This window comes from Paracoccus sp. S-4012, assembly GCF_009674885.1.
GTDB lineage: Bacteria > Pseudomonadota > Alphaproteobacteria > Rhodobacterales > Rhodobacteraceae > Paracoccus.
The window spans coordinates 47,303-61,569 of record NZ_WKKA01000007.1 but is presented as its reverse complement, the minus strand read 5'-3'; the positions used below and the strand labels follow the sequence as shown (position 1 = coordinate 61,569).

General features: G+C 70.8%; 13 protein-coding genes and 1 riboswitch. Of the genes, 5 read left to right on the top strand and 8 right to left on the bottom strand.

Annotation, left to right across the window (positions count from 1 at the left end; translation table 11 throughout):
• Positions 1 to 12: 12 nt before the first annotated feature.
• Positions 13 to 1,008: an LLM class flavin-dependent oxidoreductase gene (locus tag GI374_RS10915; RefSeq protein ID WP_154337110.1), complete on the bottom strand. Its 996-nt coding sequence runs from the start codon at positions 1,006 to 1,008 to the stop codon at positions 13 to 15.
• A gap of 97 nt (positions 1,009 to 1,105) precedes the next feature.
• Between GI374_RS10915 and GI374_RS10910 the strand changes: the two genes are divergently transcribed.
• The 3 genes from GI374_RS10910 to GI374_RS10900 all read left to right on the top strand — a co-directional run bounded on the left by GI374_RS10910 (position 1,106) and on the right by GI374_RS10900 (position 4,141).
• Positions 1,106 to 2,584 (top strand): AMP nucleosidase, encoded by a 1,479-nt coding sequence (locus tag GI374_RS10910; protein WP_154337109.1) that lies wholly within the window; start codon positions 1,106 to 1,108, stop codon positions 2,582 to 2,584.
• A 159-nt stretch (positions 2,585 to 2,743) separates the two neighbouring features.
• Positions 2,744 to 3,058 (top strand): HU family DNA-binding protein, encoded by a 315-nt coding sequence (locus tag GI374_RS10905; RefSeq protein WP_154337108.1) that lies wholly within the window; start codon positions 2,744 to 2,746, stop codon positions 3,056 to 3,058.
• A gap of 204 nt (positions 3,059 to 3,262) precedes the next feature.
• Positions 3,263 to 4,141 carry a DMT family transporter gene (locus GI374_RS10900; protein ID WP_154337238.1) on the top strand — a complete coding sequence of 293 codons (879 nt, stop codon included), beginning with the start codon at positions 3,263 to 3,265 and terminating at the stop codon, positions 4,139 to 4,141.
• Positions 4,142 to 4,159: 18 nt separating this feature from the next.
• Here the strand turns inward: GI374_RS10900 and GI374_RS10895 are convergent, their stop codons facing one another.
• The 7 genes from GI374_RS10895 to GI374_RS10865 all read right to left on the bottom strand — a co-directional run bounded on the left by GI374_RS10895 (position 4,160) and on the right by GI374_RS10865 (position 10,862).
• Complete coding sequence (locus GI374_RS10895; protein WP_154337107.1) at positions 4,160 to 5,428, bottom strand: lytic murein transglycosylase; 1,269 nt, start codon at positions 5,426 to 5,428, stop codon at positions 4,160 to 4,162.
• 144 nt (positions 5,429 to 5,572) lie between these two features.
• Positions 5,573 to 5,887, bottom strand: coding sequence for a hypothetical protein (locus GI374_RS10890; protein ID WP_154337106.1), 315 nt, complete (start codon positions 5,885 to 5,887; stop codon positions 5,573 to 5,575).
• A 2-nt stretch (positions 5,888 to 5,889) separates the two neighbouring features.
• A complete protein-coding gene (locus GI374_RS10885; RefSeq protein WP_229583107.1) occupies positions 5,890 to 6,621 on the bottom strand; it encodes a DUF421 domain-containing protein in 732 nt (243 codons plus the stop codon).
• Positions 6,622 to 6,682: 61 nt separating this feature from the next.
• The gene (locus tag GI374_RS10880) at positions 6,683 to 7,372 is read right to left on the bottom strand and encodes an ATP-binding cassette domain-containing protein (RefSeq protein ID WP_370515303.1); all 690 of its coding nucleotides are present in this window, start codon (positions 7,370 to 7,372) and stop codon (positions 6,683 to 6,685) included.
• Positions 7,373 to 7,374: 2 nt separating this feature from the next.
• Entirely contained in the window at positions 7,375 to 8,916 is a 1,542-nt protein-coding gene (locus GI374_RS10875; protein WP_154337105.1) for an ABC transporter permease subunit, read from the bottom strand.
• On the bottom strand, positions 8,892 to 9,881 hold the full coding sequence (locus GI374_RS10870) for a thiamine ABC transporter substrate binding subunit (protein ID WP_154337104.1): 990 nt from the start codon (positions 9,879 to 9,881) through the stop codon (positions 8,892 to 8,894). The genes GI374_RS10875 and GI374_RS10870 overlap by 25 nt, the downstream gene beginning before the upstream one ends.
• A 31-nt stretch (positions 9,882 to 9,912) precedes the next feature.
• Positions 9,913 to 10,023, bottom strand: a riboswitch (TPP riboswitch).
• A 224-nt stretch (positions 10,024 to 10,247) separates the two neighbouring features.
• Positions 10,248 to 10,862, bottom strand: a complete 615-nt coding sequence (locus GI374_RS10865; protein WP_370515285.1) for an alpha-ketoglutarate-dependent dioxygenase AlkB — start codon at positions 10,860 to 10,862, stop codon at positions 10,248 to 10,250.
• 206 nt (positions 10,863 to 11,068) lie between these two features.
• On the opposite strand from GI374_RS10865, the gene dnaK reads away from it, so the two are divergent.
• Positions 11,069 to 12,997: a molecular chaperone DnaK gene (gene dnaK / locus GI374_RS10860; RefSeq protein ID WP_154337102.1), complete on the top strand. Its 1,929-nt coding sequence runs from the start codon at positions 11,069 to 11,071 to the stop codon at positions 12,995 to 12,997.
• A gap of 91 nt (positions 12,998 to 13,088) precedes the next feature.
• A complete protein-coding gene (dnaJ, locus tag GI374_RS10855) occupies positions 13,089 to 14,258 on the top strand; it encodes a molecular chaperone DnaJ (protein WP_154337101.1) in 1,170 nt (389 codons plus the stop codon).
• The last annotated feature ends 9 nt before the right edge of the window (positions 14,259 to 14,267 follow it).

Here is a 14,267-nt window from a genome sequence, read left to right as displayed (position 1 = left end):
CGTCGGCCCCGCTCACGCCGCCTCGGTCGCGCGGATTTCGAGCGCCTCGGCCGCAAGGCGGATGGTCTCGATCCGCTTCCCGGGGCTCCAGATCTGGCCGGTGAGGATGATCTCGTCCGGGCGGTGCTTCTCGATAAGCGCGTCCATCTGCCGGCGCACCGTTTCGGGGCTGCCGACCGCGGCCACGCCGAGGGCGTGGTTCACCGAGGGCAGCACCTGCGCGGGCACATGTTCGTGGATGTCCTCGACCGGACGCGGCAGCAGGCCGGGCTTGCCGGTCCGCAGGCGCGCGAATGCGAGCTGGGCCGAGGTGCGCAGGAATTGCGCCTCCTCGTCGGTCGGCGCGCAGATGAGGTTCACCGCCAGCATGAAGCACGGCTTCTCGCCCCAGGGGCCGGGCTGGAAGCGGTTGCGGTAGAGGTCGCGCGCGGCCTCCAGCTCCGCCGGGGCGAAGTGGCTGGCGAAGGCGTAGGGCAGGCCGAAGGCGGCGGCCAGCGAGGCGCCGTAGAGCGAGCTGCCGAGGATCCAGACCGGCACGTTGGTGCCCTCGCCCGGATGGGCGTGGACCGCCATGTCGTCGCGGCGCGGGCCGAGATAGCCGATCAGTTCCAGCACGTCGTCGGGGAAGCGGTCGGCGCCCATGCCGCGGCGCAGCGCTTGCATCACCGCCCCGTCGCCGCCGGGCGCGCGGCCGAGTCCAAGGTCGATGCGGTCGGGGAACAGGGTGGCGAGGGTGCCGAACTCCTCCGCCACCCGGTAGGGGGCGTGGTTCGGCAGCATGATCCCGCCCGCGCCGACCCGGATCGTCTTCGTCGCTGCCGCCACCTGGCCGATCAGCAGCGCGGTCGCGGCCGAGGCGATGCCCGGCATGTTGTGATGCTCCGCCAGCCAGAAGCGGTGATAGCCAAGCTCCTCGGCCGTCTGGGCGAGGTCGATCATCGCGCGGAAGGAGTCGGCGGGGCCGGACCCCTCCGGCACCGGGGCGAGATCGAGGATCGAATATTGCATCGGAAATCCTCCTTTGGTCCCGACATAGGTCCGGGCCGCCTGTCTTGCCAGTGTCGGACGCCGCGGGCATGTTGGCGCCGCATCCCCCGGAGGCCGCATGGACAAGCCCGCCCGCCTGCTGCCCGTCGAGACCCCGGAGCCGGTCGAGCGGCAACAGTTCACCGATCCCGAGGCCGCGGTCGAACGGCTGATCTGGCTCTATGACCGGGCCGCGACCTTCCTGCTCGAGAAGTTCCTCGGCACGCTGAACGGCATCCCGCCCGACGCCCGCTTCCGCGCCTTCTACCCCGAGGTGCGGCTGACGACGACGAGCCATTCCAAGACCGACAGCCGTCTCGCCTTCGGGCATGTGGCGCTGCCGGGGCGCTATGCCGCCTCGGTCACGCGCCCGCGCCTCTTTCGCGACTACCTCGTGGCGCAGATCGGGCTGCTGATCCGCAACCACGACGTTCCGGTCACCGTCGGCGAGAGCGCCACGCCCATGCCGGTGCATTTCGCCGTGGCCACCCAGAGCGACCTGAACGTGCCGCAGGAGGGGGTGCTGAACTTCAGCCTGCGCGACGTCTTCGACGTGCCGGACCTCGCCTCGGTGAACGACGACATCGTCAACGACACGCTGGACGCGCATCCCGAGGGAGACCGCCCGCTCGCCACCTTCACCGCGCAGCGGGTGGACTATTCGCTGGCACGTCTGGCGCACTACACCGCGACCCAGCCCGAGCACTTCCAGAACTTCGTGCTGTTCACCAACTACCAGTTCTACGTGGACGAGTTCGAGGCGCTCGCCCGGCGGATGCTGGCCGATCCGGCTTCGGGCTACACCGGCTTCGTGGGGCCGGGAAACCAGCATTTCGGGACCGACGAGGAGATCATCGCCACCGGCGCGCGGCTGCCGCAGATGCCGGCCTATCACCTGATCCGGCCCAATCATCAGGGCATCACGCTGGTCAACATCGGCGTCGGCCCCTCGAACGCCAAGACCGCCACCGACCACATCGCCGTGCTGCGCCCGCATGTCTGGCTGATGGTCGGCCATTGTGCGGGCCTCAGGAACAGCCAGAGCCTGGGCGACTACGTCCTCGCCCATGCCTATCTGCGCCAGGACCACGTCCTCGACGACGACCTGCCGATCTGGGTGCCGCTGCCGACGCTGGCCGAGGTGCAGGTGGCGGTGCAGGAGGCGGTGGCCGAGGTCACGCAGCTCGACGGCTACGAGCTCAAGCGCATCATGCGGACCGGCACGGTCGTCACCATCGACAACCGCAACTGGGAGCTGCGCGACACGCCGATCCATCGCCTCAGCCTCAGCCGCGCGGTGGCGCTGGACATGGAGAGCGCGACGATCGCCGCCAACGGCTTCCGCTTCCGGGTGCCCTACGGCACGCTTCTCTGCGTCAGCGACAAGCCGCTCCATGGCGAGCTGAAGCTGCCGGGGATGGCCACGGATTTCTACCGCAGCCAGGTCGCCAACCACCTGCTGATCGGCGTCCGGGCGATGGAGAAGCTGCGCGAGCTGCCGCTGGAGGAACTGCATTCGAGGAAGCTGCGCTCGTTCAACGAGACCGCGTTCCTGTGACGCCGGGGGCAGGTTCGGGCGGAAATGCACCAGCCGCGGCGCGCCGCCGCGTCAGACGCCGCGAAAACGCTTGAAAGCGCACAAATTCCTTGTGATGCAGGGCGCATTCGCCAGAATGGCGCGCGTGAAAGTCCGACAGGGACCAGAGGAGAAAGAAACATGGCTCAAGCCGCTACCGCCACCCAGGGCTCCAAGCCGATGACCAAGACCCAGCTGGTCGCCGCCCTCGCCGAGGAGATGGGGACGGACAAGCGCCAGGCGGCTGCCGCGCTCGACGCCGTGTCCGCGGTGGTCACGCGCGAGGTGTCGCAGGGCGGCTCGGTGACGCTGCCCGGCATCGGCAAGATCGCCTGCCGCGCCCGCCCCGAGCGCATGGTCCGCAACCCGCAGACCCAGGAAATGATGTCGAAGCCGGCCGACAAGCAGGTCAAGATGACCATCGCCAAGTCGCTGAAGGACATCGTCAACAGCTGACGCAGCCTCGCGCAGGGTTTCCGGGCTGTCCGCAAGGGCAGCCCTTTTCGTTTCGGGCGGCCTGTCGCCCATGGCCTTTCCTCATCGCGGCGGCGGCCGGGAACGAGGTTGGGCTTGACCTCGGCGACCAGGCCCTGTCCGGGGGACAGGCCGCCCGGCGCGCGACGGGCCGGGCAGCGGGGCAGGGGGCCGGTCATGGCACGGATGGACATGCGGGCGATCGCGATGGGGGTCGCCTTCGCCTTCATCTGGGCTTCGGCCTTTTCGGCCACCCGCATCGTCGTGGTGGCGGTGCCGCCGCTGACGGCGCTCGTGCTGCGCTTCACGCTCTCGGGGGTGATTGGGGTCGGGCTGGCGCTCGCCATGGGTCAGCGGTGGCGGCTGAGCCGGAGCGAATGGCGGTCGCTGATCGTCTTCGGCCTGTGCCAGAACGCGCTCTATCTCGGGGCGAACTGGATCGGCATGCAGTGGGTCGAGGCTTCCGCCGCCGCGATCATCGCCTCGATGATGCCGCTGCTGGTGGCCGGTTCCGGCTGGCTCTTCCGGGCCGAGCGGCTGCGGCCGGTCGCCGCCGCCGGGCTGGTCATCGGCCTCGGCGGCGTGGCCCTCGTCATGGGCGCGCGGCTCGAGGACGGGCTGCATCTCGGCGGGGTGCTGATCCTGCTCTTCGGGGTGCTGGCGCTGACCGTCGCCACGCTGGCCGCGCGCGGGGCCGGGGGCGGGGACAACGTGGTGATGGTCGTGGGCCTGCAGATGCTGGTCGGCGCGGCGGCGCTGGTCCCGCCCGCGCTGCTGCTGGAGTGGGGTCAGCCGGCGGTGTGCAGCCCGCCGGTGGTGGCGGGCTTCGTCTTCTCGGTGCTGTTTCCGGGTCTGCTCGCGACCTGGATCTGGCTGCTGCTGGTCCGCCGGATCGGCGCGGTCAGGGCCGCGACCTTCCACTTCCTCAGCCCGGTCTTCGGCGTCGCCATCGCCGCCCTGCTGCTGGGCGAGCGGTTCGGGGTGGTGGACATCATCGGCGCGGCGATCGTGGCCGCGGGCATCCTGATGGTGCAGCTTTCCAGGATGCCCCCGGCGGCGCGCTGACGGCGCCGGGGTGGCGCCTCAGCGCAGGGCCGAGAGGAGCGCAGTCGTGGCGTAGCCGTCCGGCGTCATGCCGCGCGACCGCTGGAACGCCTTGATCGCCTCGATCGACTGGCTGCCCAGCATCCCGTCCGCCTTGCCCGCGTTGAAGCCGAGCGCGTTCAGCCGCGTCTGGATCTGGGTCTTCTGCGCGTTCGAGAGCTGCGCGTCGCCCCGCGGCCAGCTGCCCCGCACCCCGCCGCGACCGGCGATGGCGTCGCCCAGCATGCCCACGCCCATCACGTAGTTGTCCGAGGCGTTGTAGGTTCGCAGCGCCGTGAAGTTCGAGCTGACGAGGAACGCCGGTCCCCGCGCCCCGGCCGGCGCGAGGATCGCCCCCTGCCAGCCCGGCATCGCCGCGCCCGAGGCCGTGCGCACGCCCATCCCCGCCCAGGCCCCGCCGGCCCTGCGGTTGTCGCGGCCCACCTGGTTGAAGTCGAACCCCTGCGGCAGCACCACCTCGACCCCCCAGGGCAGCCCGCGGGTCCAGCCCGAGCGCGCGAGATAGGCCGCGGTCGAGGCGAGGCTGTCGGTCGGATCGTCCGACCAGATGTCGCGCTTGCCGTCGCCGGTAAAGTCCACGGCATGGCTGAGATAGCTCGTCGGCATGAACTGCGTATGCCCCATCGCGCCCGCCCAGGAGCCGACCATCCCCTCGGGCGTCACGTCGCCTGCCTGGATGATCCTCAGCGCCGCGACCAGCTGCTGCTGGAACATCTCGCCCCGGCGGCCGTCATAGGCGAGCGTGGCAACCGCCGGGATGATCCGCGTGGTGCCGCGGTTGGCGCCGAAATTCGACTCCATCCCCCAGACGGCGAGGACGACCTCGCGGTCGACGCCGTAGCGGTTCTCGATGGCGCCGAGCGTCGAGGCGAGCTGGCTCTGCTTCTGGCGGCCGGTGCTGACGCGGCTCGAGGAAACCGCGCCGTCGAGATATTCCCAGACGGGCTTCGAGAACTCGGCCTGTCGGCGGTCGAGGCGGATCACCTCGGGGTTGTAGCGGGCGCCGGCCAGGGAGCGGTCGTAGACGGCGGGCTGGATGCCGGCGGCGATGGCATGGAGGCGGAAGTCGTTGACGAACCGCTCGAACCCGGCCTGACTGGCGGGCCCGGTCCGCTGGATATTGGCCGCGACCGGCGCGGCGTTCGAGGCGCCGGGCGTCCTGAGGCCCGCGCCGCAGGAGGCAAGGACCGCGACGGCGAGGCCCGCCATGGCGATGCGCGGAAGCGTGCGGGGAAGGGTGAGGGTCATGCTGTCTCTCGCCTCGTTGGTTTTTTCTGGTTTTCGGCGAGTGTAGCGAAGCAGGGCTGGCATGGGGAGGGGGGAAGGACCCGTTGTCCGCCCGTTTCCCGAGGCCGCCAAGGCCCGCCCGTCGCCGAGGCGGAGCCGCCGTCCTCAGTCCTCGCCGAATACCGGCTCCATCTGCGCCACGATCACCGCGTTCTCCGCCGCCGCGCGCTCCATCAGCGCGCGCTCCTCCTCGGGGATCTCGTGGCCTTCTGCGAGCCGCTCCTCCAGCGTGCCGTAGCCGGTCACGTCCAGCGGCGCGAGACCCGCGTCCTTCAGGATCGCCACCGTCTCGCGCACCGCCTCGGCCTCGTCGCGGCCGGAGGCGTAGCAGACGAGCCCCGCGCCAGTGGCGCCTTCGGGCAGCCCGTCGCCGGGCTTGCGGCCGACCTCGACCAGCAGGGTGAAGACGGGATCGGGCATGGTCAGATCTCCGACAGGGTTTCGGGGACGGGCGGCAGCGACGGCGCGGTCCAGTCGCCCTTGCCGCAGTTGGCGCAGTCGCTGTCGGGCAGGGCCGAGGCGGCGGGCGCGACATGGCCGCAGGTCGTGCAGCAGGTGAGGCCATCGCGCTCGCGGCCCGTCTCGGCCGATCCCTCGGCGGGGATCACGTCGGCGGGGGGCACGATGGCGAGGCCGGGCCGCGGCTTGTCGAACCGGAAGACCGAGGCAGTGCCATTGATCTCGAGGAAGGCGTCCTCGACCTGGCCGAGGTTTGACACGCCCGCCCCGCGCAGGATCGCCTTGATCTCGTCCTCGCCGATGTCGCGCCGCAGCATCCCCTCGCGGACGAGCTCGCCATCGCGCACGACGCGCACCGGGCGGCCGTCGATCAGCGCCTCGGCCGTCTGCGAATGCACGATCGCCTTGTCGAGGGCCTTGTTGATCAGCACGACCACCGTGATGACCATCATCGCCACCAGGAGCGGCACGTCGTCGTAGAACATCGCGTCGCCGACCGCCGAGCCGAGCGCGATGACCAGCAGGAACTCGACCATCGAGAGCTGCGCGACCCCGCGCCCCCCGATCCAGCGGATCAGCAGCAGCGTGTAGCCGTAGATCACGACCACGCGGAAGGCGATCTCGGCGTAGAAGAGGGGCGGGTAGTCGCCCAGGAACATCCGTTGCAGGTCGAAGGGCACGAAGCCGGGTTCCATGAGCATCTCCGAGGGCGTTTCGAGGCGGTGTAGCGCGGGGCCTCGGCCGCCGGAAGGCGGGTCAGCCCAGCCACGCCCGCAAGGCCGCGGGCGGATCGGCGAAGAGCGCGCCGATCTCCTGCGGCGGATGGGCGCGGCCATCGGCCACGACGATGCCCAGCTCCGCGAAACGCCGGGCGTCGGCGGGGTCGTGCGTGACCATCAGCACCGTCGCCCCGCTGCGGTCGGCGATGGAACCGACGAGGTCCAGCATCTCGTCCTTCAGCGCCGGACCGAGGGCCGCGAAGGCTTCGTCGAGGAGCAGCAGCGGCCGCTCGCGCAGCAGCACGCGGGCAAGGGCGACGCGCCCCTGCTGGCCGCCCGAAAGCTGCGCGGGCCTGCGGGCGCCAAGGCCCTCCAGCCCCACGGCGGCGAGCGCGCCCTCGACCGAATGCCGCTGCGCGGGCGAGAGGCGCAGGTCGGGGCGCAGGCCGAGGCCAACGTTCTGCGCGGCGGTCAGGTGCGGAAAGAGGTTCTGGTCCTGGAACAGGATCGACACCGGCCGCGCGCCGGGGGGAAGCGGGCCGAGGTCGCGGCCGTCCCAGAGGATGCGGCCGCGGGTGGGCGTGAGGAACCCCGCGACCAGCGACAGCAGCGTGGTCTTGCCCGACCCGGACGGACCCATCACCGCGACCGGCGCGCCCGCGGGCACGTCGAAATCCGCGGAGAAGATGAAATCGTCCCAGACCGCCTCCAAGCCGTCGAACCGCAAGCTCACGCGCGGCCTCCGCGGTCAAAGAGCCAGAACAGCCCGAGGCTCAGCCCCATCAGCAGCACCGCCGCCCCTGCCGCGTCCGCGAGGCGGTAGCTGCCCATGAGCTGATACAGCATCAGCGGCAGCGTCGCCGTGCGCGTGTCGCCGAAGAGCGCGATCACGCCGAGATCGCCCATCGCCAGCGCCGCGGCGAGACCGGCGCCGAAGCCGAGCGGCCCGCGCAGCCGCGGCAGCGTCAGCAGCCGCAGCCGGGCCGCCCCCGCGAGGCCGAGCGAGGCGGCGAGGCGGCCGTAATCGGCCTCGAGCGTCCGGCTGGCGGGGATCAGGGCGCGGAGCGCGAAGGGCAGGGCCATGATGGCGTTGACCGCGATGGTGACGGGGATGGCAAGGCCGCTGACCGGCACCGCATGGCTCAGGATCAGGAAGAGCCCGGTCCCGAGGACCAGCGGCGAGGCGACCAGCGGCAGCATCCCCGCCGCCTCGATCCAGAGCCGCCGCCCCCGCGCGAGGGCGAGGGCAAGCGGCAGCGCGAGGGCGATCGTCAGCGCGGTCGAGGTCAGCGCCATGCCGACGGAGCGCGCCGTCGCGGCCCAGACCGTCTCCGGGAGGCTGCCGATCCGCGGCAGCCCGCTGCCAATCACCGCGCCGACAGGTCCGAGCAGGAATCCCGCCGCGAGCAGGATCACCGCCGCATCCGCCCACCCCCGCCAGCCGGGCGGCGCGGGACCGGGGGCCTCGCGGTCGAGGCCGGCGCCGAAGCCCGCCGGGGCGGCGGCGCGGCCCGCGAGCGCGAGGGCGGCGAGGCTGAGGGCGACCTGCACGAGGCCGAGGCTCGCCGCCCGGCCCGGATCGGCGTCGAAGCGGAAGGCCTGGTAGATCGCCAGCTCCACCGTGGTCGCGCGCGGCCCGCCGCCGAGGGCGAGGGCCACGGTGAAGGAGGTGAGGCAGATGAGGAACACCGCCAGCCACGCGCCGGGCGCGACCTCGCGCAGCAAGGGGCGCTCAAGGTGGCGGGCGATGTCGCGCGGGCCGAAACCCAGCGAGGCGGCGAGGCGGAAGCGCTCGGCCGGGACCGATTGCCACGCCTGCAAGATCAGCCGGGTGGCGAGCGGCAGGTTGAAGAACAGGTTGGCCAGGACCACCCCTTGCGCGCCGTAGATCGAGATCTCCGGCAGGCCGAGCGCGGCGAGCCCCGCATTGATCCAGCCGCTGCGCCCGAACATCGCCACGAGGCCGAAGATCGCCACGATGGTGGGCAGGATGAAGGGCGCACCCAGCAGCAGCACGAGCGCGCCCCGGGCGGGGAAGCGACGGCGGGCGAGGGCGCGGGCGACGGGAATGGCGAGGGCGACCGAGAGCGTGGCCGACACCGCCGCCTGCCACAGCGTGAACCAGACCGCGCGCAGGTCCCACTGCGTCAGCCCCGACAGCCCCCGCGCCTCCCATGCCACCGCGCCCAGCGTGCCGAGGATCAGCGCGGCGAGGCCCCCGGCCACCGCCGCGCCGGGCGAGGGCCTCAGCGCGTGAAGGCGCGCAGCCATTCGTCGAGCGCGGGCTGACGCAGGGCCTCGGCCTCTGCCTCGGAATAGAACAGGGTCGTGGCCGGCCGCGGCAGGTCGCGGAAGGCCTGCGGCAGGTCCTCGGGCGGCAGCTTGGCGGGATAGGACCAGTTCGCCTCGGCGATCATGCCCTGGAAGTCGGGCGAGAGGATGTAGTCCATGAAGGCCTGCGCCAGTTCCGGCTGGTCGCTGCCGGCCAGTTGCGCGGCGAGTTCCGTGTAGAGGTAATGCCCCTCGGGGAAGATCGCGGCGTGCTTGGTCGTGTCACCCTCGGCGATGACGTGATAGGCGGGCGAGGTCGTGTAGCTCAGCACCATGTCCACTTCGCCGTCGGTGAAGAGGCCGTAGGCCTCGGACCAGCCGCGGGTGACGGTCAGCACCTTGGGCGCGAGTTTCGCCCAGGCCGCCTCGGCCCCGTCGCCATAGATGTGCTTGACCCAGAGCAGCATGGCGAGGCCCGCGGAGGAACTGCGCGGGTCCTGCAACGCGATCTTCAGGGTATCGGGGGCGTCGAGCAGCGCCGCGAAGCTCTCGGGGGGCGTGGCGAGCCGGGTTTCGTCATAGACGAAGGCCAGTTCGGACCAGTTGAAAGGCAGGAAGATGTCGTCGGTCCACGCCACCGGCATGGTCAGGGCGGCGGTGTCCTGCCGGTGCGGCGCGAAGAGGCCGGTGGCGCGGGCGCGGGCGGTCTGGTCGGTGTTGAGGCCGATCACGACATCGGCGCGGGTGCTCTCGCCTTCGAGCAGGAGGCGCGGCAGCACGTCGCCGGTGACGAAGACGAGGTCGCAGTTGCAGGCGGCCTCGAAGCCCGCCTCGATCCGCGGCCCCGGCCCCCAGTCGGAGGCGAAGTAGTCGGGGGCGTAGGCGGTGAGTTCGGGGCGCTCCTGCGCGGCGGCTGGCAGGGCCATCGCGGCGACGGCCAGGGCAGCGGGTATCGCGTGACGCATCGCGTCCTCCTTTCGCTCGAATGTTACGGAGAAAGGGGCGCGACGCCTTCCCTCCGCCGGTGTGAGCCGGATCAGGTTCTGCGGGATCGCGCGGTCAGGACGCGCATCTCAGCCCTTCTCAAGGGCACCCCGAGGCGAGGGGGAGAGTGGGGCGGGGCGGCGGCGGATGCAAGGGGGATGACAGAGCGGGCCGGTCGCACGCTCGTCGCGACAGAGGGCAGCGTCCGCCCTGGTGGACGCGAAGCGTCCGCCGTAGGGAGGGCGGACGCTGACCGATCCGCGGGGCGGATCGGTCGTCATGTGGCTGAGGGCGCGCGCAAATGGGCACAGGGTCCCATTTGCGGACGCGGAACGAGGGCCCGGTTCCTATGAGGCGCTCGCAGCCGCCGTCGCCCCCGCCACCCGCAGCGTGAGGTTCACCCGGCCGCCGCCCGGCACCACGGCTGAACTCCCCGCCCGGATGCGGTCGATCCCGTGAAACGCGAGTCGCGCCGGCCCCTCCAGCACCAGCACGTCGCCCGAGCGCAGCCACAGGCTCTGCGTCGGCGCGCCGCGCTCCGCCCCGCCGATGCGGAACAGCGCCTCGTCGCCGAGGCTGACCGAGACGACAGGCTGCGTCAGATCGGCCTCGTCGCGGTCCTGGTGCAGCCCCATGCGGGCGCGGTCGCGGTAGAGGTTCACGAGGCAGCTGTCGGGCGGCGCGGCGCCGGGCACCGCAGCGGCCCAGAGGTCGAGCAGCATCGGCGGAATCGGCGGCCAGGCCCGGCCATCCTCCTGCGCGGGCGCATAGCGGTAGCCGCGCCGGTCGGAGGTCCAGCCGAGCGGCCCCGCGGCGCTCATCCCCACGCTCATCGGCTTGCCCCATCGCGTCACCGGATGGCGCGGCGGGGCCTCGGCCCAGATCGCCTCGACCGCGGCCATCAGCGCCGCCTGCGCGCCCGCGTCCAAGGCCGCGGCCCAGAGCCGCGCACCGGGGCGCACCTCCCTCCCCGGCCGCGCAGGCAATGCTTCAAAACCGCTCAAAACCCGTCTCTCCCGTCGCTTGCAGCGCCAAAACCGCGTCCCTATATCTCCCTCGAACCGCCGGGGCGGTCCGTCCCGGCCAAGCGAAGCCACCAAGGGATCGGGCCACGGAGGCCATAACGGGTCCGCGGCCCCCATATCGCCGAAGAAAGGTGTTGTGAATCATGTCCAAAGTCATCGGTATCGACCTCGGGACCACCAACAGCGTCGTCGCCATCATGGACGGCAGCCAGCCCAAGGTCATCGAGAACAGCGAGGGGCAGCGCACCACCCCCTCGATCGTCGCCTTCACCGACAGCGAGCGTCTCGTCGGCCAGCCCGCCAAGCGCCAGGCCGTCACCAACCCGGAAAACACGGTCTTCGCCGTCAAGCGCCTGATCGGCCGCCGCGTTACCGACGCCGAGGTCGAGAAGGACCGCAAGCTCGTCCCCTACAAGATCGTGGACGGCGGCAACGGCGACGCCTGGGTCGACGTGCATGGCGAGAAATATTCCCCCGCGCAGATCAGCGCGATGATCCTTCAGAAGATGAAGGAAACCGCCGAGAGCTACCTCGGCGACAAGGTCACGCAGGCGGTCATCACCGTCCCCGCCTATTTCAACGACGCCCAGCGTCAGGCGACCAAGGACGCGGGCAAGATCGCCGGGCTCGACGTGCTGCGGATCATCAACGAGCCGACGGCGGCGGCGCTGGCCTACGGCCTTGACAAGAAGGACAGCAAGACCATCGCGGTCTATGACCTCGGCGGCGGCACCTTCGACATCACCATCCTGGAAATCGACGACGGCCTCTTCGAGGTGAAGTCCACCAACGGGGACACGTTCCTCGGCGGCGAGGACTTCGACATGAAGATCGTCAACTACCTCGCCGACGAGTTCAAGAAAGAGCATGGCGTTGATCTGACCAAGGACAAGATGGCGCTTCAGCGGCTGAAGGAGGCCGCCGAGAAGGCCAAGATCGAGCTTTCCTCGACCACCCAGACCGAGATCAACCAGCCCTTCATCAGCATGGACAAGAACAGCGGCACGCCGCTGCACCTGGTCATGAAGATGAGCCGCGCCAAGCTCGAGAGCCTGGTGGGCGATCTGGTGAAGCGCACGATGAAGCCGGTTCAGGACGCGCTGAAGGATGCCGGTCTCGGCAAGGGCGACATCGACGAGGTGGTTCTGGTCGGCGGCATGACCCGCATGCCCAAGGTGATCGAGGAGGTGCAGTCCTTCTTCGGCAAGGAGCCGCACAAGGGCGTCAACCCCGACGAGGTCGTGGCGCTGGGCGCCGCCATCCAGGCGGGCGTGCTGCAGGGCGACGTCAAGGACGTGGTGCTGCTCGACGTGACGCCGCTGTCGCTGGGCATCGAGACGCTGGGCGGCGTGTTCACGCGGCTCATCGACCGCAACACCACGATCCCGACCAAGAAGTCGCAGGTGTTCTCGACCGCCGAGGACAACCAGAACGCGGTGACGATCCGGGTCTTCCAGGGCGAGCGCGAGATGGCGGCCGACAACAAGCTGCTTGGCCAATTCAACCTCGAGGACATCCCCCCCGCGCCCCGCGGCCTGCCGCAGATCGAGGTGACGTTCGACATCGACGCGAACGGCATCGTCTCGGTCAGCGCCAAGGACAAGGGCACCGGCAAGTCGCAGAACATCACCATCCAGGCCTCGGGCGGCCTCAGCGATGAGGACATCGACCGCATGGTGAAGGACGCCGAGGCGAATGCCGAGGCCGACAAGGGCCGCCGCGAGGTGGTCGAGGCGAAGAACCAGGCCGAGAGCCTGATCCACTCGACCCGCAAGTCGCTGGACGAGCATGGCGACAAGGTCGACGGCTCGACCGTCGAGGCGATCGAGCTGGCCGTCGGCGCGCTCGAGGAAGCGGTCAAGTCGGAGGACGCCGGCAAGATCCGCGGCGGCATCCAGAACGTGATGGACGCCTCGATGAAGCTCGGTGAGGCGATCTACAAGTCCGCCCAGTCGCAGCCCGGTGGCGCGGGCGAGGACGCGGACGGTCGCGACGAGGGCCCGCGCGGCGCCGACGAGGACATCGTCGATGCCGATTTCGAGGACCTCGGCGAGAACCGTCGGCGCAGCTGAGGCGCCGGGACGAGAACCGGGCCGGCCCGCCGCGACTGACGCCGCGGGCCGGCCCTTCCTTTAGGTGAATGTGGACGGGCACGCCTTCGATATGGCCAAACGTGACTTCTATCAGGTGCTGGGCGTCAACCGCGGCGCGACCGCCGACGAGATCAAGCGGGCCTTCCGCCAGAAGGCGAAGGCGCTGCATCCCGACCACAACAAGGACTGCAAGGACTCGGAAGCCGCCTTCAAGGAGGCGAACGAGGCCTACGAGGTGCTGCGCGACGACCAGAAGCGCGCCGCCTATGACCGCTTCGGCCATGCGGCCTTCGAGAACGGGGGCGGCATGAACGGCGGTTTCCGCGGCGGCCATCCGGGCGATTTCGGCTCGGCCTTCGCGGATGTATTCGAGGATCTCTTCGGCGAGTTCGCCCGCGCCCGCGGCGGCCCCGGAGCCGGCCGCAGCCGCGCCACGCGCGGGCAGGACCTGCGCTACAACCTCGGCCTCAGCCTCGAGGAGGCCTTCACCGGGCTGCAGAAGCAGATCACCGTCCCCGGCTCGGTCGCCTGCGAGGAATGCAACGGCACCGGGGCCGAGGGCGCGGTCGAGCCGCAGTCCTGCCCGACCTGCGCCGGCATGGGCAAGGTCCGCGCCCAGCAGGGCTTCTTCACGATCGAGCGCACCTGCCCGACCTGCAACGGCCAGGGCCAGATCGTGAAGAACCCCTGCAACGCCTGCCACGGCGCCGGCCGGGTCGAGAAGGAGCGCACGCTCTCCGTCACCGTTCCCGCCGGGGTCGAGAGCGGCACCCGCATCCGCCTCGCCGGCGAGGGCGAGGCCGGCACCCGCGGCGGTCCGCCGGGCGATCTCTACATCTTCATCGAGGTCCGCGAGCACGCGATCTTCGCCCGCCAGGGCAAGACGCTGGCCTGCCGCGTGCCGGTCGGCATGGTGACGGCGGCCCTCGGCGGCGAGATCGAGGTGCCGACCATCGACGGCGGCCGCTCGCGCGTGAAGGTGCCGCAGGGCAGTCAGACCGGCCGCCAGATGCGCCTGCGCGGCAAGGGCATGCCGCCGCTGCGCCATGGTCAGGGCTTGCAGGGCGAGCCGGGCGACATGCTGATCGAGCTGGAAGTCGAGACCCCGGTGAACCTCACCGTGCGGCAGAGGGAACTGCTGCGCGAGTTCGACCAGATCGCCGCCGACAACCACCCGCAAAGCCAGAGCTTCTTCGCCAAGGTGAAGGGGTTCTGGGAGGACATGACGAGCAGCGGCTGAGGGGCGGGA